A 21,541-nucleotide genomic window follows, 5' to 3' on the forward strand; every position below is an offset into this window, starting at 1 on the left:
GACATTAAGCCTCTGTTAAGTTACGGCTTTGCTTGTTACGTTTAGCGACAGACTTAAGAATGAAGAAGCCAACAATAGCAATAAGAATGGTGTTACCGATCGCGATAATAGAAAGCTGGGTAAACACTTTAGTGAACGGTTCTGCGTATAAAATCGTGTCGAGGAATGCAGAGCAACCGTAACCAAATACGTTGCCTAATAGCGCAAGTACTACGAATAACGCGAAGTCTTTCATATTGAAATCACCTTTCTCCAAACGGTAGCGCGTTAGAGAAGGGAATAGACCGATAATCAAACCAACAATACCTGAACCAAGTACCCAAGTGAGCCATACGCCCCAACCTGCAAATAGGTCAGTAACCCAGTGACCAATAAAACCAACCAAGAAGCCAACAAGTGGTCCAAATAGTACTGAGAACAATGCTAATACTGCCATGGCTGGTTTTAGCGTTGTGTTTGCAAACACAGGGATGCCAAACATAGGTAAGCCGCCGATACCGTAAAGAGCAGCACCGATTGCAATAACCACAACAGTTTTAGCGGAAAGATTCATAGATAACCTCAGTTCAATAGTCGATTTTAAAGAACGTTTAATTGTTTTGTCGGAAAGCGTTAGTTATTTGATTGTGTAACATATATTCAAAACAACCAAGCTGCTTATTGTTTGCTCTATTTTTCTTCAGGAAATGTGTGATTTGATTCACGCATCCCTTTGACTGGCTTTGGTTTTAGCAAGCATTAAAAATAAGGCGCGCATTATACAGAATATTAATAAAAGTGGGAATGCTATCTATCTGGATGGCTAGAATGAATCAGGGGCTGATCGTCAGCCCCTGATTACACGGTTTGATGTTATTTTTACCAATAAATGAATGCGCTATATGTTCATTAATGGTCGAGGTATAAATAGTTCTGCCAGCTCTTCATACGAATAAGCACTTTGCGCATCACTGATACGTGAGTAAAGCTGTCTGAATAAACTGCAACTTCAACCGCAGTACCCATTGGTAGGTGGTATCCACTCAAGTCGTCGGTAATTTTCAGCTTCGCAAAAACACGTCCGCTCGTGCGCAAGGCATCAGTCCCAAGCAGAGCGCCTCGCGCTTGAATTTGGCTTTCACCAATGGCTGGAATCACGTCAATGACTTCGCCACGGAACACTTTGCCCGGAATTGCGCGGAACATAAATTCTGCTTCAAAGCCTGGCTTCAAGCGTTGTAATGAGTTCTGTCTGAATGCCGCGGTGTACGTAATGTCTTCGGTATGTACGAAGGTCATTGCCGGGGCAAGTGGCAACGGCACAGCCATAACACCAGGACGCAAAGCCAATTGCGTAACGTAACCATCGGTTGGCGCACGAACGACGGTTTGCTCTAGGTTAAACTCTGCTTTACGCAGCTCGGCAAGAAGTTGCGCGACTTGGGTATTTTCGCCTCCGATTTCAGAGTCCAGAGCGATTTGCGCTTGTTCTTGTTGCAAAATCGCAACGTCTAACATGGCTTCTGCCGCTTTATACGCTTGGCGTCGAGTATCCAAATCTTGTTCAGTAAACGCGCCACGATCAAAGCCCCTTTGATATCGGCTAAATTCCCTTTGTGCTTTATCTCTGTCCGCTTGCGCTTTCAATACAGCAGCTTCTGCTTCTCTTAGATCAGACTCTAAACCCAGGGCACCTTGGCTTGCTTCTTTGACTTTCGCTTCAAGGCGAGCAACTTCTGCTTCAAAAGGCACAGGATCGATTTTGAAAAGAATATCGCCCGTTTTGAGCGGTTGGTTGGCCTGGACTGGCACTTCCACCACGCGGCCACGCACGCCAGAGACGATAGGAGTAGTCGGGAACACTTGGTTACCTAATTGAGTAAATGGGTGGTTGTAGTTCATAAGCAGCACGAGTGTGCCCACTAACACTACGCCGCCAAGTACGGCGGTTGGAACGGTCCATTTGTTTAGAGGAATATTGAAAATTTTAAAAATGGCAATACAAAGAGCGGCGTAAGTCAGAATCAGCAATAAGTCCATTATTCGTCCTCTTTACTTTGTTCAGGCAAAGGCTTTTGCTGAATCTTTTGTTGTTTCAACATCGATACTTCGTTTTTGAGTTCGTTGACTTCATCGATGAGTTCTTCAAGGCGGTGATGAATGTCGTGTGTTTCTTGTTCTAGTTGTTTAAAACCCCAGCCGCGTTCCTTGCGCCATAATGTTGCCCAGATCCATAAAAATGGCCACAGCGCATGCAAAGTGAAAAGGCTGACCCAGCCAGCGTAGTGAATTGCGTCTTGGTGCGGGTGCTCTCTCTCTTTGGCGATTTCATATGGAATATCATGAATGACAATGATTCCGTAAAAGATCACTAAAGCAACGAAGATGAGTAACCCAAGTGCAAAATAGTCTAGAAACATCTTACCTACCTGTGCTTATTGCGAAATGGAAAATCTACGTAAATTAACAATTTAAGTATTTGTCTTAACTACAGATGAATCAAGCGGTTTTTATGTAGGAATTATGTTTATGCGATGTAAGTATCCACTGATGTTTATTGGCAGTTAAGGTGTTGCTGAGTACTTATTTAAACAAACAGTGAAGTGATAGAGGAAGGATAAGTAAAAAGTATAACAAAGCCCCAGATGTCAACCGGGGCATGGTTTAAAGTTCGGTACAGACTTGGTTTCTGCCGTTGGCTTTGGCGCGATAAAGAGCTTTGTCTGCACGATAAAAAGTTCGCTGAGTATTCTCGCCTTCTCGATGCAAGGTAATCCCTATGGATACGGTCAGCCCCCGTTCACCAAGAATATCGTCCCAACCATATTGATAAATCCGTTCACGATAATTCTCGGCATGCATTTCTGCGCGTTCCAGTTGGGTATTCTCAAGGATCACGAGGAACTCTTCACCACCAAATCGTACGCACGATGCGCCTTTAAATCTGAAGTAGGACGCCAGTTCCTGTGACACACTTTTGATCGCTTTGTCGCCCACCAAGTGGCTTAGTTCGTCATTGATGGATTTGAAGTGATCGATATCGATGACCATCAATGCAAATGCAGTATCGTGCAGAAGTAGATCTTTTAGTTTAACTTCTAACCAGCGTCGGTTGTGTAAAGACGTAAGTGGATCGGTAAAGACGTCCTGCTGTAGCTGAGCAACAGTATTTTTATGCTGCTTGGTGGTTTCTTTTAGTTCTTTGTTTTCTAGCTCTGACAAAATGAGTTTGAGTTGTAACTCAAAGCGTGAAAGTCGGCGTAGTTGAGCAGACCCTAACTCACCGATCGGAATATGTTTTACAAGATCACATTCGATTCTGTGCGCTTTTTTTTCACAATTTAATGCTTCTTGATACAACCCTTGAGAGGCGTAAACTTGACTCATCGCGTTATAAAAATGCTGAGTAACGATAGGAGATAGCTGCTTTTGAATCCTTTTACTGATGGAGTCCAGCGTTAAGTTAGCTAAAGAAGTGTGCCCTACACCGTTTAGACAATACGCAGTCTCAATTTTGACCATCGTGGATAACCAGTATGTCGTGGCACTACCCGTTGTATACTGAACATTCGAAATAGCCAGCAACGCACTGGGGTAGTCTTCTTGCAGACGATATAATTTGGCTCGGTAGAGGTGAATTTGTGCGGCGAGGTTTTTATCACTGACGAGAATGCTCAGTTCTTCACATTCACTCAATAGCTCTTTGGCGTCTGCGGTACGGTTCAAGCTGATGTAACAGGCTAGCATGTACAGCTTGTAACGAAGGCGTAGGGATCGACTGCCAATAGCGTGATCGATAGCATCTATTTTTTGATAATAACGTAATGCACGTTGGTGATCCCCATAGGCATCGCACAAATTACCCATTCCAATAATGGCCAATACGTACTCATCAATATAGCCGTACTCGACGGCGATATTGGTTGAAGCAACATACTCGGTTAATGCCGCATTGTAGTCACCTACTTCAACTAAACGCTCACTCAAGCTTGCTTTCACAGAAAGAATATCTTCTACATCCTCTGGTAAAACAAGCAACTCAAGCGCTTGTTTCAATTCACTAATGCTGTCGTTGAGCTGTTTGATCTCTCTTCGATACTCGGCGCTAATGATATAGCAATGCGCTTTCTCTCGGTTTGTTGACGCAATATGTAACCCTATGTGTTCCCATAGCGTAATCGCTTCTTCACCTGAAACGGAAGAAGGATCGATACCTGCGTCAGTCACCTTGCTAAGCAGTTGTTCCATTCTTCATTACCTCAATATAACTTTCTTCGAGCTGTTCTAACGTGAATGGGAAGGTCAGGATATCTTGCAAATACAGTATCGGTTTCGGGCCTTTGATTCCGCGTCGCTTCCATGGATAGATGTCTAACATCGCTTGGACAGTGCGGTAGACCTCTTCTGCTGCTTGACCTTTTTCTGCAATTAACATTGCTAGCCTGTTACTGGAAATTCTCGAGATGAGGTCGCTGGAGGTTGTCAATGCATGAACGAGCTCGGTACAAACATCGAGAACTTCGGGGTTTGAATGCTGAATCATAATGATGGCGTGTTTAGAGCGTTTGAGCTCCGTTTTAAACAAAACTAACTGTTCCCACCAGTAGGTCTCAGAAACGACATTAGAGAACTGTTTTTCAGGGTCGTATTCGTGTTGAGAGCGAATATGATTGATCAGCTTACGTGCTCGCTGCTCTAGTTGGCGTTTAGAGCCTCTTGCTTTATCCATGCTGATTCGATGAGTTTGTTCTTTGAGCATTTTGAGTGCGTGCTTACGGTATTTCTTGAACGCGTTAAACGCAGACTCAAAGTCACCTTGTTCTTCAGCGACTCGTGATTGTTGGAAGCAAATTTGGCTGAGTAGCTCACCGTGGTCGAAACTGAGTGCAGACTCTTCTGCTGCAAGTAGCAACTTGGCAGCGCTGTCTGTATTTTGGCGCAAAAGCTCAAGTCTTGCTCGGCTAATAAAAGAGTGTGCTTTCATCCAAACGAGGTCATGCTCAATGGCAAGCTGGTGGGCTTTTTGGGTGGCTTCTTCGGCCGCATCAAGGCGTTCTAGTCCAAGCAGTGCTAACCCTTTAAAGTCCCAGATCTCGGCTTGCCACGTACTGTCATCATGATCTTTTAATACTTCGGTTGCTCCATCCAGTACCGTAAGCATCTCGACAAACTTATTTAGTAAGTAATAGTCCCAAGCTAATAGGATGCGCGCTTTGCCTTCTAACCAAGCAATACGAACATTGTTTGCCACTTTAACGGCTAACTCATGAGTTGAAGCGGCAAGTTGGTGTTCATTAGTGATGCGCCATACATTACCAAGCCCAATTAGAGATTCGATTTGAATTTCAACATCATCAACAAGAGCAGATTGTTCGAGCGCATTAATCCAATATTGTTGCGCGGAATAATACTTTGCTTGGCCCCAATATTGGAGTGCAAAAAGATGGAGAATTTCCGGGAGATTATCGTCGGTTTCAAGCTGTGTTTGTTTGCTGTAAGCGTCTTTGACGAGTTTTAAGCCTTGTCGGTAATCCATTAGGCACCAACAGCATTGCGCCATGATGAGTAAGGCTTTGATCTCTCCGTCCACAAATAAAATTTGTTCCGCGCGGATACGATATTGCTGCGCAATATTAAAGGTATGTTTAGGGGCCGATTTTATTTGGCCTTTAAGCTTAGTGAGATCATCTTCTAGCTGAATTTGGTTTTTATCCAACGTTCACATCCATGACTATCGAACTGGAAATCACACCTAATATTAAGTGGTTAGATGCATGTTTCTTTACCAAAGCGATGCGGATAACGTTTTGGTAAACGATCAGGGGCCGTAATGTATACCGTTACAACCCCTAATTACTACATCTAAATTACCAATAGAATAGCTACGATAGGAGCTGTTTGATTGTCAAAGGTGCATCAGAGACTTCTAACCTTTGTGCAGCGGTAAGACCTTGTTTATCCTGATAGCACAAATTATGCCAAGCTCTGAATATATCTAAAAGAGGTAAAATACCAGCAGGTCGTAATTTGCGACGTGGCTCGTTAATGAAGCTTTCGAAAAGGATCTGAAAGCGGTTTTGATAAAACTTCACATGACGAGTTGTCGCAACGTTAAACCATTTTTCAGGCTCATTTTGATCGCCAGCGAGGTAGCAAATGCCTTTGTGGTTTTCGTTTTGACTAGAGATTGCCCAACGATCGCGCCACCAACTCATATAGGCGATATCGACTTTGCCAAAGGGAGTACTCATGTCCCAACTAGCGTCCTCTTCTACGTACATCAAGTCGACACTTTTCTCTTTAATGCGAGGTAAACAAACGCTCAGTGCAGCCGAACGTAGTAGGGGATCTTGAGGCATGTATAGAGATACACGTTTGTTTGGGCAGCACATATCAAGTACGTGCAAATAGTGTGCATATGAGGTGTATGGTGGACGGACTAATGCCCCTTTTGAAGGGTAATGAAATACAGATAGATTACCAAGAGGGTCTTCTACGTTACCGCGAGCCAAAATTGTTTGGTATTTTTGGTCAATTCGCTCTCTGAGGTGATGAGAAGGTTCCGCAAGCGGCTCACTTGCTTCCGCTACGTACTCCTGGGAAACAAAACGAGACACCTCATCGTAAGGATTATGATCGAGCGTTGCGATTGGCTCTTCATCAGCGGAATAATTGACGTGCTGGCAAAGAATATAGCCAGAATGCGCTTCGCCAGAAACAATCCAATACACACCATTATTGCTGTTCGGTTGCAATGCAATATAGTTTGAGGCCAATTCATAATGCGTTGCGTGGTTTACCCAGCGCGCATCAATGGTTGCCAGCTTACGGCGGCAGCGGCTAGCTATATGGTCAACATGGTCGTAAAAGGTTTTTGGGTTAATACTAAGCTTACGGCAGATTTCTCGTACGGAATATCCCGTAAACAACAAGCCCATCAAGTTCTCTTGAAATTGAAGCTTCTTGTTGGCACCAGACCACTTGTCGACAAAGGTACTTTGACACACTTTACAGCGGTAACGTTGGCGATCGCCACTGTAACCGAAAGCGTGATAGAGGTGTTTGTGAGTGTGGACAGAAAGTCCAAAGTTGTCGCAATCATCATTACGGCAAGCAGGCAACCCGTCACTGTGGACGTGCCGCAGGCGATGAAGTTCGTTCACGACATCGCGATTATTAAGTAAGGGGGGGAAAGCTCCACATTCACGGCATACCATCGCCGGACGCTTAGGGTTCGCATGTTGCAGAACGTAACGCTTTGCATCACTCAATCCAAAGTTGTCACACGCCAATGTTTTACAAAAGTTGAGTTGTAACCCATCTGCGTCTTTTGGCAGTTCGCCGTTAGACACAATCGCCCCCTCGGGATAATTCGGGCAGCCAGCATAACTCTGGCTGCAAATTATTACTTACTATTTGTTCTTAGATGTTGATTGCAGTTTCTAGTGCAACTTTCATCATGTCGTTGAACGACTTCTGACGCTCTTCTGAGCTTAGTTTTTCACCACGGATGATGTGGTCAGAAACTGTCAGGATAGTCAGTGCTTTCGCGCCTAGGTCAGCTGCTACGCCGTAGATACCAGCCGCTTCCATGTCTACACCTAGGATGCCTAGTTTTTCCATCTTCTCGAAGATGTCTGCTTCTGGTGTGTAGAACAGGTCTGCAGAGAATACGTTACCTACTTTTACAGGCACTTCCTGAGCGCGCGCTTGGTTAACTGCTTCTTCTAGAAGACCGTAATCAGCGATTGCTGCGAAATCGTGGTTGTTGAAACGGATACGGTTAACTTTAGAGTCTGTAGAAGCACCCATACCGATAACAACGTCCATTAGTTTCACGTCGTCACGTACTGCACCACAGCTACCTACACGGATAACGTTTTTCACGCCGTATTCAGCGATTAGCTCGTGTACGTAGATACAGCAAGACGGGATACCCATGCCGTGGCCCATTACAGAAACTTTTTTGCCTTTGTAAGTGCCAGTAAAGCCGAACATGTTGCGAACGTCACAAACTTGTTTCACATCTTCTAGGAACGTTTCAGCGATGTATTTAGCGCGCAACGGGTCGCCTGGCATTAGAACTGTTTCAGCGAAATCACCTGGTTGTGCGTTAATGTGTGGGGTTGCCATAAGTGCTCTCCAAAGTTTTGTTTTGATAAAACGCCTCTATTATAGAACGCTATTACCAATTCTGTTGAACTTGTTCGTTTTCGTTGAGGCAATAATATCGGGACGTACAGTAGCCCCTTGAGAGCTTAGTCACAAAAACCACGCATTTAGAAACTGCAACTACTATTGATAACCAAATCTGTTGAAATCAAAAGAGCAATCGATTTGCTTTTGAGCAGTTTGTCGATTGCGCGCACAAATTCTTTGTTTTTGGGCCAAACTTTTTTCTGACAGCTGGTTGATCGAAATACTTTCGAGTGAAGTAAAACGATTAAATTGTACAACTTATTTTCTTGTACAATCTGGAAAGGCTTGCTATAAGTTATACAACAAAACTTTTTGTATAGGGATGCGTCATCATGGAATCTTCAATCAAAGTAGGTATCAGTTCGTGTGTTTTGGGTGAACGAGTGCGTTTTGACTCTGGTCATAAGGTGAGCAACTTTGTGACTAAAGAGCTCAGCCCGTATTTTGACTTTGTTTCGGTATGCCCTGAAGTCGGCGTAGGTATGCCAGTACCCCGTCCAACAATTCGTCTTGTTTCTAATGAAGAGCGTGTTGCATTGGTTGAAACCAAAAATCCAGAAAATGATCATACCGACAATATGCTCACTTACTCGGCCAATAAAGTAGATGAACTTCAAAGCGAGCAGCTTTGTGGTTACATCGTTTGTGCCAAGTCACCAACTTGTGGCATGGAGCGAGTCAAGGTTTACAGCAAGAACAGTGCTGCGAAAGAAGGTGTTGGCTTGTATACACAAACATTGATGCAAAAAATGCCTTGGTTGCCTGTTGAAGAGGATGGCAGACTTAACGACCCTGTATTGAAAGAAAATTTTATTACTCGAGTATTTTGTCTAAATGACTTTTACGGCTCGATGGATGGTGAGCCTACTCGTGGCAAAATCATCGACTTTCATTCGCGCTACAAACTGACGTTAATGGCACACCACCCAGAGTCATACCGCTCCCTTGGCCGCTTAGTCGCTGATGTCGCTAATTATGAAATTGAAGACTTTTACCAAGAGTATCGTTTAGGACTGATGAAGGCGTTAACGAATCGGGCTAGCCGCAAAAACAACACAAATGTGTTGATGCATTTACAAGGGTACTTCAAACGCTCACTAACTAAAGAAGAAAAAGAAGAGTTAGCGACAGTGATTCACGACTACCGTATCGGAATGCTGCCTCTGCTAGCACCACTTACATTGATTAAGCATTACTTAAATACTTACCCAGACGAGTATTTAGCAAAACAGAAGTTTTTAGAACCGTATCCGCAGGAGATGAGATTACGCTATGGTTTGTAGTTCAGAAGAAAAACTATACGCGATCCGAGATGTCGCAGAAATCACGGGTGTAAAACCAGTTACGCTGAGAGCTTGGCAACGAAGATACAACTTGATCCAACCTCAGCGAACTGAAAAAGGACACAGACTTTATCGCCAGCAAGATCTCGATACGATTCGCGAAGTCCAGAGCTGGCTCGCGAAGGGGATTTCGATTGGTAAAGTGAAGGGGCTGCTAGGAAAAAGCGCCGATGTCGAAGTCAAAAACGAGGTTCGCACACTCGAAGAAGTTGAAAACATGCTGCTTGCGCTGTCTACCCTGAATCGAGGAAAAGCAGAGAGTTTACTTGCCTCTGTTCTTAAAGAGTATCCACTAAAACTCGTTATTGATCAGTTTATTAGCCCAGTATTTGATGCGCTAGACATGGTAAAAGGATCGCTGCGATCTTTACAGGTAGGGTTATTTCAGACTTGTTTGATCACTCGACTTGCCCTTGTTATCGATTCTGAAAACAAAGCCGCTTCCAAAGGAAAGTGTCTGCTCATTAGCTTTGAACAAAACAGAGAGTCTGAGAGTTGGATTCAAGCAGCGAAGCTTTGCGAACAAGGGTATCACACGACTTTGATCGATAAGGTTGATGATGTTTCTGGTCTACTAGATCACGAGGTCGTTGAAAATGGTTCGTTTATCTACCTTTTCTCCAACAAAGCGCTAGCTGCTAAACAAGTAGCGTCCATCAAAATGCTTCACGCACAGTTAGGTGATCGGATGGGGTGCTCTGAAGTGATAGAGAAATTACACCTAACTTAGTAGACAAAAGATAGGAGCTACCATGGTTTTAGTATGGTTTCGACGTGACTTACGTGCGTTAGACCACACGGCACTCAAAGCGGCGTTGGATTCAGGTCAGCCTGTTGTCGCTTGCTTTATCGCGACGCCAGAGCAGTGGCGGGAGCATCACATGGCGCCGATGCAGGCAGACCTCATTGCTCGTCGCTTAGCTTGTCTTAACGAGGAGCTTGAAAGCCTTAATATTCCTTTTTTGTACAAAGAGGTGCCGTCGTTTTCCGATTGTACAGATGTGATTAGTGGGTGGGCGGAAACACTTGAAGCCACGTCTGTTATGGCAAACATTCATTATGAGGTGAACGAACGAGAGCTGGATACACAAGTAAGTGAAGCGTTAGCTTCTCACGATATCGAATTTGAACTGTTTCATGACAAATGTGTGCACGCGCCAACGACGGTTCTTAATAAGCAAGGCGAATATTTTAAGGTATTTACGCCATTCAAGCGTGCTTGGTTAACGCAGTTCCATATGCCGACGGTAGTAAAACCTCACGAGCAAGCGCCACTCAATAAAAAGGTACTCGAACAATTAGAGTCGGCTCGATTTAATTCAAGCTTCACATTTAGCTATCCTCGAGAATCCAGTGAAGACTGGCTGGCTTCGACTAATGATATTTTGAAGCAGCTTAGGGAATTTGCACGGGAGCGCAGTGACGCGTATCAAAGCGAGCGAGACTTTCCAGCTATTGATGGCACTAGCCAACTGTCTCCATACCTTGCGATTGGCGCGCTATCACCAAGGCAGTGTATTGCTCGTTTGTATGCTGAAAATCAACAAAATGACCTTACAGAAGGGAAAGCAACTTGGCTAAGTGAGATCATTTGGCGTGAGTTTTATCAGCACCTATTGGTTTTCGAACCAAAACTCGTCAAAGGCAAAGGATTTATCGATTGGGAGGATAAAATCCAGTGGTCCTATGATGAGAAAGCCTTTGAGCGATGGAAGACAGGAACAACAGGATACCCAATCGTTGATGCAGCAATGCGTCAGCTCAATCAAACAGGCTGGATGCACAACCGATTACGTATGATTGTCGCGAGCTTTCTTACCAAGGACTTACATGTTGATTGGCGATGGGGAGAAGCGTACTTCATGAGTAAGCTGGTGGACGGCGATTTTGCAGCGAACAATGGTGGCTGGCAATGGTCTGCCTCTACGGGCTGTGACGGGCAGCCATACTTTCGTATTTTCAACCCGATAAGCCAAGGCGAAAAGTTCGATGCTAATGGTGAATTTGTGCGCCACTGGGTACCAGAAATCAAAAGTGTACCGAACAAATACATCCATAAACCTTGGACTTGGGAGGGCTTTTCTTTACTGGAATATCACAAGCCGATGGTTGATCACAAGACAGAAAGAGAGATAACCTTACAGCTCTTTAAAAGTGCCAAGGAATAGAGTGAAATGCTTAGCAAAAAGCGATCAATGAGTTTCGCAAAACGTACCCTGCTATCTGTGTCGTTATCTTTAGTGAGTGGTCTATCATTCGCTAAGATGTACGAATTACCAGAGGATGGAAGCCGTTTAATTGGTCGCCTTGAAAACCACGTCGTGCAAGAAGGCGAAACCATGGCAAATATCGCTAAGCTCTACGATGTGGGTATGCTAGGTTTAATGGCCGCAAACAAAGGCGTGGATCCCTTCTTACCAGAAGAGGGGCATGTTCTTACTATTCCGACACAGCTAATCCTCCCAGACGTACCTTATAAAGGTATCGTTATTAATCTAGCCGAGCTGCGCTTATATTACTTTCCGAAAGGAGAGGATATTGTCCATGTATTTCCTGTCGGAATTGGCCGAATAGGGCGCGATACCCCAGTAATGACAACGCGTATCAGCCAAAAACGACCGAACCCTACATGGACTCCTCCAGCCTCTATTCGTGCCGAGTACAAAGCAAAGGGCATTGACCTACCAGCCGTTGTTCCTGCGGGGCCTGATAATCCACTTGGTATGTTTGCATTGCGTTTAGCTTACGGGAATGGCGAATACCTAATTCATGGTACCAACAAGGACTTTGGGATTGGTATGCGGGTCAGCGCGGGTTGTATTCGTATGGACCCAAGTGACATTGAGTGGTTATTTGACAAGGTTCGTAACGGTGAAGACGTTAACATCATTAACCAGCCTATCAAAATGACACTTGAGCCTGACAGAAGTGTGTTCTTAGAAGCACATGAGCCTTTGACTCGTAGTAATGGCGAGAAAGATGAACTCAAAGTGCCGAAAGAGTTAAAGTGGTGGCTGGATGAATTCGGTATGAAAAACGTGAAGGCTAAAGCAGCAATCGCTGCACAGAATGGGGTTCCTGTCGAAATAACCGCGCCTTAACGGGCGTTAAGACGCGGTATCAAATCTTACTTAGTGTAAGACTGAGCGATGTTATCGATACGCTCGTTAGCACGCTCAGCTTCTTCTTGAGCAGCCATTGCTGCTGCGCCTGATTTTTGAACGTCAGATTGAAGAGCTTGTACGTCTTGGCTTAGTTGGCTAACTTGGTTGCTTAGTTCGTCTAATTTTGCTGCATTTGCTGTAGCTGCGTCATCAGAAGAAGCACAACCGGCTAGTAGAAGTACTGAAGTTGCTGCAGCTGCGATCAACGTTTTGTTCATATAAGAACTCCTTGCTTATAGTGAAAGTCTCGCCACTAACTATTATTTTATACAGTAGCGAGGTTAAATGTGGTTACATTTTATCAGTACATGATGTAGCAAAAGTCAAAAAAACCCAAGAATTTCATGGAGTACCTGACGTCAACTTTTACCTGAACTTAACAAAGTTTAACTACCTATCCTTTATTTCGTTCTCACAACAGTTTTCATAGCAGGTGTATTTGCCACGTTCCTGATATCAATAATTTAGACGATATTGACACAAATGAAAGTTTATTGGCCCAAATAACTGCTATTTAAGTCGTTTTGTTGATGGATAGAAGGCATATTTGAACGGCTTTTCTCTAAACTTCCTGTCCAGCTGCTCATCAAAAAGGCTAGTCTTTACTCTGAACTGAGCCACAAATGATGTTTTACCGTTACCACAGGGAATTAGTTTGTGTGATCTCTATCTATACTCCTATGATTTGCGGTATTATACCGAGCTTTATTTTTTTTGCTGCGTTAGAGCGGAAACGACACTACAGAGCGCTCAGACGCTGACTGATTTATTGGAGAATACTTTGCAATTTAAAGATCTAGGCCTAGACAACCGATTGTTGAAGAACCTAAAACACTACGATTTTAAAAAAGCGACTGACATTCAGCAGCAGGCGATTCCTGTTGCGATTGCAGGCAAGGATCTATTGGCATCTTCGAAAACAGGTTCGGGCAAGACTTTGGCGTTTGTATTGCCAATGCTTCATAAGTCTTTAAAGACAAAATCGTTTTCTGCGAAAGACCCTCGCGCGGTAATCCTTGCTCCTACTCGTGAGCTAGCGAAACAAGTATATGGTGAGCTTCGTTCTATGCTAGCTGGCCTATCTTATGAAGCAGCACTGATTTTGGGTGGTGAGAACTTTAACGATCAGGTAAAAGCTCTGCGTCGTTACCCGAAATTTATCGTGGCGACACCAGGACGTTTGGCTGATCACTTAGAGCACCGTTCGCTTTATCTGGATGGTTTGGAAACGCTAATTCTGGACGAAGCAGACCGTATGTTGGATTTGGGCTTTGCACCAGAGCTTCGTCGCATTCATAAAGCAGCCAAGCATCGTCGTCGTCAAACGTTGATGTTCTCTGCGACATTAGATCATGCAGACGTCAATGAAATCGCGGCTGAAATGCTCAATGCGCCAAAGCGAATTGCTATCGGCGTTTCTAACGAAGAACATAAAGATATCACGCAAAAATTTTACTTGTGTGATCACCTAGATCATAAAGAGGCAATTTTAGATCGTGTTCTTTCTGAGGCTGAATACCGTCAAGTTATTATCTTTACGGCAACGCGTGATGATACTGAGCGACTAACAGAAAAGCTGAACGAAAAGAAACTGAAGGCTGTAGCACTAAGTGGTAACTTGAACCAGACTCAACGTAACACCATTATGAGTCAGTTTGAGCGCGCAGTATTTAAGATCCTTGTAACGACTGATGTTGCTTCCCGCGGTTTGGATATTGCAACTGTGACACACGTCATCAACTTCGATATGCCAAAGCATACCGAAGAATACGTACACCGAGTTGGTCGTACTGGTCGTGCTGGAAATAAAGGGGATGCAATCTCTCTTGTTGGTCCAAAAGACTGGGATAGCTTTAAACGTGTAGAAGCATACCTACAACAAGATCTTGAGTTTTCATTGTTCGAAGATTTGAAAGGTAAGTTTAAAGGCCTTAAGCCACCTAAACCAGATTTCCGCAATAAGAAAGCGACCGCAAAGAAAGCTCGCCCTCAAGCGAAAAAATCGGCGAAAAAACCAGCTAAGCGTGACAAGAGCTTCTACAAAAACGTATCTGTGGGTGATGATGTCTTCATCCCTAAGAAAAAACCAGCGGCACCGAGCTCTGAAGAGTAAAAGCTGCTGTAGTTTCCCATTGATTTTAGTTCTTAAAAATCCGAGTGTTCGCACTCGGATTTTTTATGTCTGTCGCTAGGTGAAATAGCGTCTTTCCATACTCACTCGTTAGTCAGCTTTTATATTTGTCTGGTTGTATATAAACAGCATAGAACGCTAATTTAGGAAGTTATTAAGTTTTATAACCTCGGTCAAAGCAAACGTTTTTCCTCACACACTAGATAAAAATCTCACATGATTATGAAAATGATAATTGATCTCATTTTTATTTAAGGGCAGAATACGCGCCATTGTATTAATCCTATAAATGAATTCGCTCTCTATATGAAATTTACTCATGTTTTTTTAGGGCTCATAATTACCTCTAGTTCTGGCTTTGCTGCTGATGATTTCAACTGGCTTCGAGATGATGCTCGTAAAGATGAGCGAGTTCTTACCTACCTAACAGAACAAAACCACAAAACTGAACAGCACCAAAAAAGTTATCAGACGTTGACAAAAAACCTACTAACGCAGTGGGATACCATTGTGGCAGACAAAGGTGATAAGCCATGGTCGATCGTGAGTGGAAGAGAGTGGACGCTAATGCGTCGCGATGGTCGTTACTTACTATTATCCCGTGCGAGTCAACATGCACCAGAAAACGTGGTGTTCGATTTCGATGAACGACAATCTGCGCATCAGTACTACCAACTTGGTCAATGGCAAGTGAATGGTGACACGCTACTTTTCACGGAAGATATCGACGGCAGCGAACAATATCGTGCTGTGGTTGTTGATTTACTCTCCGGTCAATCTACGGAACTGGCGACGCACGTCGATAGTGGCGTATTGTTGTCACCTAACGGGAAAGTGGCATTCCTCGTTGCAAAAGAAAAGCGCACCCAGCGACCTCATCAGATCTTACGTATCTCCACTGAATCTTTGGCAAAAACAGTCCTATGGAATGAACCCAAGTCAGATTGGTTACTTTCTTTCTATCGTGCGGCAGATAGCCGTTATGCTGTGCTGCAAAGCAACAACGAGTCAACAACAGAGCAGAAGCTTGTCGACCTAGAAACGGGCACTGTCTCAGATTCATTGCGAAAGCCTGAAGTGGGTGTGGAATATTACGCGGATGTGGCGAAAGGTTACATTTATCTTAAAAGCAACCTGGAAGGAAAGTTCGCCCTTTACCAAGCCGAACTCGCACCGCTTGGCGCAACATGGCAACGCTTTACCAATCCTCGTGAGCCGCTTGAACAGTTCTACCTTTATGATGCAGGAGTTGTGGCACTTAGTAAGCCAAACAACTTGTCGACATTGACGGTGTATTCTTACCAAGGGCAGGAAAAAGTGATACTGCCATTGGAACACGATGGTAATGTCGCTTGGCTAAGCACATTGGGCGATTTTGAATCAAACAAAATTCGTATCCGAAGCATGTCGATGACTACGCCTCCTCAGTGGGAAGAGTTCGATGTAAAAACGCTGAATAAATCCTTGTACTCTCAAGATGCTTACCAAGACTTTGATAGTCAGCGTTATGTATCCCAACGTATTTTTATTAAGCACGACGGCGTTTCTGTCCCTGTCTCTTTGGCGTATCGCAAAGACAAATTGCACCCACAATCTCCTGTGATGATTTACGGTTACGGCGCGTATGGTTTTACGATGAAACCGTACTTTATGCCTCAGGTTATCAGTTTACTCGACCAAGGTGTGATTTACGCTATCGCCCATGTCCGTGGCGGTGGGTACTTTGGCGATGAATGGCACGAGCAAGGCCGTGGTGTGCGAAAAGCCAATTCTATTGGTGATTTTGTCGCGGCCGCGAAGGCGCTGCAAACATTCGAACGTGGCAATAGAGAGGTTTTCGCCATCGGTTCTAGTGCTGGTGGCACGTTGGTGGCCGGAGCGGTTAATCAAGATCCTAAATTGTTTTCAGGTGTCGTACTTAAAGTGCCTTTTGTTGATGTGGTTGCAAGTATGTCGGATACCTCACTTCCGCTTACCACACAGCAGTATGGCGAATGGGGTAACCCAACCAAACCTGAACAATTGGCGTTAATGAAGGCGTACGATCCGATTCTCAATATCCATAAAAACGCTTACCCACCCATGTTGGTTCAAGTCGGTTTAATTGATCAGCGCGTCCCATATTGGGAAGGCGCAAAGTATCTGGCTAAAGTTTCAGCGTTAAGTGAGCGCAACGGGCCGTACTTGTTGCAAACTGATTTTAATTCGGGCCACCAAATGGACCCACGACAAGCGCAAGAACAACAAGCAAAAGAATACGCATTTCTACTATCACTCATTAAAACATCTAAAGCGGAGCAGTAAATGAAGCTTACCCCAGTGTCAGCGGCAGTACTTTCGGTACTTGCTGCCAGTCAAGTGCACGCCGAATCTAAGGTTTTCTCAATGGAAGAGGTGGTGGTAACCGCCAATAAAATCGATCAGCCATTGTCAAAAGTGGCAGGTAGTGTCGCGGTTATCACAAACGAGCAAATCGAAGAAAGAGGCGAGACCGAGCTATATGACGTGCTGCGTAACGAACCTGGTGTAAGTGTGACGGGCGGTGCAGGACGTCCGCAAAACATTACCATCCGTGGTATGACGGGTAACCGCATTATGATCGTTCGTGATGGCATTCGTTCTGCGGATGGCTTCGGTGCGAATGACATTAATGATGCAGTTGGGAGAGATACTTTTGATTTATCCAATTTTGAATCGCTGCAAATCATTAAAGGTGCAAGCTCTTCGGTGCATGGCTCTGGCGCGATCGGCGGTGTGGTGATTTTAGAATCCAGCAAGCCGGGTGATTTCTTAAAAGACAAAGACTTCTACACCGATGTATCCGGTACTTACACCGATATCAGCAACAAGTACAAAGGCACGAGTAATCTAGCTTTCCGCTCCGGTGATACTGAGAGTTTGTTTAACGTTTCATACTGGCAGGGGCAAGAGACACGTAACTTTGATGAAGATTTGTATAACCGCGACCTCGATGGTTACAGCGGTGCTTATACGATCAACCACTTTTTCAATGAAGAGGTGATGTTGAAAGCGAAAGCTGAACTCTACACCCAGAACCAAGAGCGTTTGGAGGGTTCACCGTCCATTCAACCTGATGGAATTTGGCATATTGAAGACTTTGCTGAGGATGAAACCACAGAAGAGTACAGCGCTTATATTGGTGCAGAGGTGACTCCGATTAATCCAACTTGGTTCGAAGAGTTGGATACCAAAGTTTACTGGCGTCACACCGAAGTGGTGGAAGACACCAACCGTTTAATGCGCCAAGTGGATCACAATGGTTTGATCACCAAGCGTCGCGAGCTGGAACACAAAACCTTCATTGACGAAACAATTGGCTTCCGTGGCGATTTCACTAATACGATTTATGCAGCAAATGCTGAGCACCAATTGGCTTACGGTGTCGAGCTTTCTACTGACTATTACGAACGCACAGATAGCGACTCCAAGATTGATTGGAACGGAGTAACACCTTCGACCAAACAACCTTTCGCTCCTGCTCGTGCTTATAACATTGGTTTGTACGTTCGAGACATGGTGGAACTGGATAAATGGACCATCACAGGTGGCCTACGCTTTGATGCGCACCGTCTCACGCCAGACGGTGCGGGTGAAGTGGGCGGCTTCCCATTAAAAGACATGGATAGCTCAGAGGTATCTCCAAGTCTTTCGGTTTCTCGTGAAGTATTTGCCAACAACATTGCTTATGTATCTTATAACCATGGTTACCGTGCTCCGGAATACGATAAAGCGTATGGCTTTGTAAGCCACGACTTTGTGCCGCTCACGCCGTTTGTCATTGCACCAAACATGGATCTAGAAGCTGAAACTTCCGACTCATTTGAAATCGGTAACAAGTTCGATAACGGTCGTGCGTATGTCTATGCGTCTTTGTTCTACAACAAGTTTGAAAACTTCATCGACGTTGTGACCACGGGCTTTGACTCAAGCAATGGTAATTACATTAAACAATACCAAAACCTCGATGGTGTCGAGACGTATGGTGCAGAGCTTTCTGCGGGTTACGCGATCACTAAGCGATGGAACATCAGCACCAAGTTTGGCTACGTAGATGGCAAAGACGCGGAAGGTGAATACGTTCGAAGCATTACGCCATTCGAAGGTAACGCTCAACTGAAATACGCCGACCAAGACTTCAATGCTTACGTGGCTTGGAACTGGGCCGCGGCCATGGATCGCGTTCCTAAATGCCAGACCACGCTTGGTCTAGCGACAGAGTGCGCGCAGACAAGTGCGTGGAATACGTTTGATATTGGCGCAACTTACCACGTTTCCAAAGACCTTCGTGTTAGCGCAAACATCATCAACCTGTTCGACAAAGAATACATCCGATACCAAGACGTAGCGGGTATCGCTGAGGAAAGTAAGCGTTACTCAACTGAGCCAGGGCGCTACTTCACGCTGACTGCAAAATACGAATTCTAGGACGAAATCATGAAGCTAAAACCATTGGCGTTTTCACTGCTTATTGCATGTACCCCTGCGGCGCTGTCTGCAGAGTGGGATTATCCCACAACGGATTCTGTGGTGACCAATGAAGCGCAAGCGAAAACTTATTTAGACAGCCACTACTCAGAAGCGGGCGAGTTTAAGTTCCGTTACAAAACCCAGTCTCAGCTTGGTGAGCATTACAATTTTGATGTTTGGGTTAACGGTGAATATCAATCTCAGCGTGCCCTTGTAGTAACAACTGATAAAAATCATCACGTTGTGCGAGTGTTTAAGAGCCTTGAAGATACGATAATTCGCAACGGTAAACCAACGGTTGCAATGGAATTGGAATCGCCTCGCCAACTGCAAGCACAAGAGCCACCGGCTTTGAGCTCTGGAAGTCTGGTTGATGTTGAGGTTTCTTTATTCAACCCAGATCTGCGCACCATGCAACAGCAAGCGGCACCAGAATCGACATGGTCAGCACTGTCCGATTACCCTCAGCCGATCGAGTACGTCACCAAGTCGATTGAGGTTTTAAAGTCGGGAGGTAAGTTCTATCTCTCTAACCCAAGATTAAAGCAAGTGGATGCGACGGGTTTATTTTCAGCCCCAGCACCTGGTGAAGCGCCTGTACTCGATACGTTGGACTTCCTCAGCGCAGAAGGGGTTCAAGCATTTGACAGTGTTGATGAGATGCAAAGCACCGAGTTTGGTGACAATGCGTTCCCACAGTTGATGGCTTTTTATCATCTTGATAGCTCGATCCAATATCTGACAAGCCTGACTTACGACTTGTTTGATGAACCGCTTCGTTTTGATGCTCGCGGTTTATCAAAAGATAACTCTACTTACTATTACGGTCCGAAAGCACTCATGCTGGGTGTCGGTGGTGTTTCTCCGGATGCAGTCGAGGCTGATGTCGTGATACACGAGCTTGGGCATGGCATTCATTACCAAATCGTACCGGATTGGGCGTACGGTCACACTGGTGCTATCGCAGAGGGTTTTGCTGATTACTGGGCGGGCAGCGCGAGCTACCGCATTCAATATTTGGATGCTTCGCGTCGTGGTCAAGAATTCGAGTTAGATACGGTGTTCAACTGGGACGGTGTGTTCGGAACACGCAAAACAACTCGTAGCTTATGGAACCAAAGAGCACGTTACTTCGAGAGCTCAGAGTACCCAGCGCACGTCAGTGTGGGCGGTGAACTAGGTGACGAGCTATGGTCAACGCCGCTGTTTCAAGCGCTTAAAGCATCGGTTGAACGATACGGTGATGATACCGATAGGGTGTTCCGCGAGTTTGACGCCATTGTTCTTGAAGGCATGTACGGCATTGGTCGTGGCGTGAAAATGCATGATCTGGCGGAGTCGACCGTGTTTGCCGCAAACACCTTGTTCCCAAATAAAGACTACGCCCAATTCCTGACGGACAGCTTCAACAGACACAACTTACTTAAAGCGCCTCTTCGTGTTCGCTATGACGCTCGATACATCGCACAAGGTCAAGACGTTGGTTTGAGCCTGAGCCAAACTGGCCGTGAAGCGAGCATCAAAGGGCAATGGCAGCTAAACAACGCATCTGTTTTCGACTTTGATGAAACGCTTTCTGACTCGACCTCAATGAAGGTGGCGTTACCAAGCGGTCTAACATGTGGCACGCAATTCGATTCCTCTATTTCATTGGATTATCAATTTTCTGAAGGCCTAAAGACTCACCAGTGGAGTGAAAAGGTGATGCTGGTTAATGGTACGCCAGAGCTCGATATCCAGCCTCAACCAGTGAACTCCGCTTTGCCGGAACAGGGCGACAGACTGTTCTCTCAGACGCTATCGGACAAGTCACGCACGATTGATGATTCGTTTGCGGTTTACCTGAACATCGAACATGACTCACTGCAAGATCTGCAAGTGACGCTAGTGTCTCCACAAGGCAAATCGGTCGTGCTACTTAGCCATCAATCAAGCAATACCAAAGGATTTAAAGGTTACTTCACCGCTCAGTATGACGAGGAGTTACAAGCACTTGTCGGTCAACCGAGTTGGGGGACTTGGCGTCTCGAAGTGTCTGACCGCGTGTCAGGGAACTCTGGGGTGTTGAAAGAGTGGGGTGTGAGTCACTTTGCTCAGTATCAGTGTAGTGCTGATACCACTAAAGAAAGCAGTGGCGGTGGTTCAGGTGGCAGTGGTTCGCCTTGGACCTTGTTAGGACTTTTCCTGCTTTCAATGGTGAGAGTGATTCGCTCTCGTTAATTAAAATCAAAAGAAGA

The 21,541-nt window shown here is 45.0% G+C and carries 16 protein-coding genes; 8 read left to right on the forward strand and 8 right to left on the reverse strand.

Annotated features, from left to right (window positions below; genetic code table 11):
* Positions 1–4: 4 nt before the first annotated feature.
* The 7 genes from R8N46_RS01870 to deoD form a co-directional block, all read right to left on the reverse strand.
* Entirely contained in the window at positions 5–553 is a 549-nt protein-coding gene (locus R8N46_RS01870) for an ECF-type riboflavin transporter substrate-binding protein (RefSeq protein WP_005375133.1), read from the reverse strand.
* Between the two features lie 335 nt (positions 554–888).
* The gene (locus tag R8N46_RS01875) at positions 889–2,019 is read right to left on the reverse strand and encodes an HlyD family secretion protein (protein ID WP_005375134.1); all 1,131 of its coding nucleotides are present in this window, start codon (positions 2,017–2,019) and stop codon (positions 889–891) included.
* Complete coding sequence (locus R8N46_RS01880) at positions 2,019–2,399, reverse strand: DUF3302 domain-containing protein (RefSeq protein ID WP_005375135.1); 381 nt, start codon at positions 2,397–2,399, stop codon at positions 2,019–2,021. The genes R8N46_RS01875 and R8N46_RS01880 overlap by 1 nt, the downstream gene beginning before the upstream one ends.
* Before the next feature lie 244 nt (positions 2,400–2,643).
* Entirely contained in the window at positions 2,644–4,227 is a 1,584-nt protein-coding gene (locus tag R8N46_RS01885; protein ID WP_151515322.1) for a GGDEF domain-containing protein, read from the reverse strand.
* On the reverse strand, positions 4,211–5,695 hold the full coding sequence (locus R8N46_RS01890) for a hypothetical protein (RefSeq protein ID WP_213972111.1): 1,485 nt from the start codon (positions 5,693–5,695) through the stop codon (positions 4,211–4,213). Before R8N46_RS01890 ends, R8N46_RS01885 begins: the two co-directional genes overlap by 17 nt.
* 166 nt (positions 5,696–5,861) lie before the next feature.
* The gene (locus R8N46_RS01895; RefSeq protein WP_005383936.1) at positions 5,862–7,331 is read right to left on the reverse strand and encodes a hypothetical protein; all 1,470 of its coding nucleotides are present in this window, start codon (positions 7,329–7,331) and stop codon (positions 5,862–5,864) included.
* A 70-nt stretch (positions 7,332–7,401) separates the two neighbouring features.
* Complete coding sequence (gene deoD, locus R8N46_RS01900) at positions 7,402–8,112, reverse strand: purine-nucleoside phosphorylase (RefSeq protein WP_005375140.1); 711 nt, start codon at positions 8,110–8,112, stop codon at positions 7,402–7,404.
* A 398-nt stretch (positions 8,113–8,510) separates the two neighbouring features.
* Here deoD and R8N46_RS01905 point away from each other — a divergent pair, with 398 nt between their 5' ends.
* Genes R8N46_RS01905 through R8N46_RS01920 form a run of 4 tightly spaced genes read left to right on the forward strand, consistent with a single transcriptional unit; the run spans position 8,511 to position 12,622 of the window.
* Complete coding sequence (locus R8N46_RS01905; RefSeq protein WP_053350049.1) at positions 8,511–9,461, forward strand: YbgA family protein; 951 nt, start codon at positions 8,511–8,513, stop codon at positions 9,459–9,461.
* On the forward strand, positions 9,451–10,251 hold the full coding sequence (locus R8N46_RS01910; protein WP_033906723.1) for a MerR family transcriptional regulator: 801 nt from the start codon (positions 9,451–9,453) through the stop codon (positions 10,249–10,251). Before R8N46_RS01905 ends, R8N46_RS01910 begins: the two co-directional genes overlap by 11 nt.
* 22 nt (positions 10,252–10,273) lie before the next feature.
* Positions 10,274–11,689 carry a deoxyribodipyrimidine photo-lyase gene (gene phrB / locus R8N46_RS01915; protein ID WP_053350050.1) on the forward strand — a complete coding sequence of 472 codons (1,416 nt, stop codon included), beginning with the start codon at positions 10,274–10,276 and terminating at the stop codon, positions 11,687–11,689.
* A 6-nt stretch (positions 11,690–11,695) separates the two neighbouring features.
* Entirely contained in the window at positions 11,696–12,622 is a 927-nt protein-coding gene (locus tag R8N46_RS01920) for a L,D-transpeptidase family protein (RefSeq protein ID WP_005383933.1), read from the forward strand.
* Between the two features lie 26 nt (positions 12,623–12,648).
* On the opposite strand, the gene R8N46_RS01925 is transcribed toward R8N46_RS01920, so the two are convergent.
* On the reverse strand, positions 12,649–12,903 hold the full coding sequence (locus tag R8N46_RS01925; protein WP_005375145.1) for an Lpp/OprI family alanine-zipper lipoprotein: 255 nt from the start codon (positions 12,901–12,903) through the stop codon (positions 12,649–12,651).
* Between the two features lie 551 nt (positions 12,904–13,454).
* Here R8N46_RS01925 and R8N46_RS01930 point away from each other — a divergent pair.
* The 4 genes from R8N46_RS01930 (at position 13,455) to R8N46_RS01945 (ending at position 21,524) form a co-directional block, all read left to right on the forward strand.
* Positions 13,455–14,798, forward strand: coding sequence for a DEAD/DEAH box helicase (locus R8N46_RS01930; protein WP_017820508.1), 1,344 nt, complete (start codon positions 13,455–13,457; stop codon positions 14,796–14,798).
* 324 nt (positions 14,799–15,122) lie between these two features.
* Positions 15,123–17,120, forward strand: a complete 1,998-nt coding sequence (locus tag R8N46_RS01935; protein WP_017635426.1) for a prolyl oligopeptidase family serine peptidase — start codon at positions 15,123–15,125, stop codon at positions 17,118–17,120.
* Positions 17,121–19,262 (forward strand): TonB-dependent hemoglobin/transferrin/lactoferrin family receptor, encoded by a 2,142-nt coding sequence (locus tag R8N46_RS01940; RefSeq protein ID WP_171345507.1) that lies wholly within the window; start codon positions 17,121–17,123, stop codon positions 19,260–19,262.
* 9 nt (positions 19,263–19,271) lie between these two features.
* Positions 19,272–21,524, forward strand: coding sequence for a proprotein convertase P-domain-containing protein (locus R8N46_RS01945; protein ID WP_171345506.1), 2,253 nt, complete (start codon positions 19,272–19,274; stop codon positions 21,522–21,524).
* Positions 21,525–21,541: the final 17 nt, after the last annotated feature.

The sequence above is a fragment of the Vibrio sp. 1874 genome, assembly GCF_033344395.1.
Classification (GTDB): Bacteria; Pseudomonadota; Gammaproteobacteria; order Enterobacterales; family Vibrionaceae; genus Vibrio; species Vibrio alginolyticus.

Bases quoted from the DNA above. Each gene is read 5' to 3' on its own strand.
- R8N46_RS01945 (WP_171345506.1), top strand. From the start codon at position 19,272: ATGAAGCTAAAACCATTGGCGTTTTCACTGCTTATTGCATGTACCCCT.
- R8N46_RS01880 (WP_005375135.1), bottom strand. From the start codon at position 2,399: ATGTTTCTAGACTATTTTGCACTTGGGTTACTCATCTTCGTTGCTTTA.
- deoD (WP_005375140.1), bottom strand. From the start codon at position 8,112: ATGGCAACCCCACACATTAACGCACAACCAGGTGATTTCGCTGAAACA.
- phrB (WP_053350050.1), top strand. From the start codon at position 10,274: ATGGTTTTAGTATGGTTTCGACGTGACTTACGTGCGTTAGACCACACG.
- R8N46_RS01905 (WP_053350049.1), top strand. From the start codon at position 8,511: ATGGAATCTTCAATCAAAGTAGGTATCAGTTCGTGTGTTTTGGGTGAA.
- R8N46_RS01875 (WP_005375134.1), bottom strand. From the start codon at position 2,019: ATGGACTTATTGCTGATTCTGACTTACGCCGCTCTTTGTATTGCCATT.
- R8N46_RS01920 (WP_005383933.1), top strand. From the start codon at position 11,696: ATGCTTAGCAAAAAGCGATCAATGAGTTTCGCAAAACGTACCCTGCTA.
- R8N46_RS01925 (WP_005375145.1), bottom strand. From the start codon at position 12,903: ATGAACAAAACGTTGATCGCAGCTGCAGCAACTTCAGTACTTCTACTA.
- R8N46_RS01870 (WP_005375133.1), bottom strand. From the start codon at position 553: ATGAATCTTTCCGCTAAAACTGTTGTGGTTATTGCAATCGGTGCTGCT.
- R8N46_RS01910 (WP_033906723.1), top strand. From the start codon at position 9,451: ATGGTTTGTAGTTCAGAAGAAAAACTATACGCGATCCGAGATGTCGCA.
- R8N46_RS01940 (WP_171345507.1), top strand. From the start codon at position 17,121: ATGAAGCTTACCCCAGTGTCAGCGGCAGTACTTTCGGTACTTGCTGCC.
- R8N46_RS01935 (WP_017635426.1), top strand. From the start codon at position 15,123: ATGAAATTTACTCATGTTTTTTTAGGGCTCATAATTACCTCTAGTTCT.
- R8N46_RS01885 (WP_151515322.1), bottom strand. From the start codon at position 4,227: ATGGAACAACTGCTTAGCAAGGTGACTGACGCAGGTATCGATCCTTCT.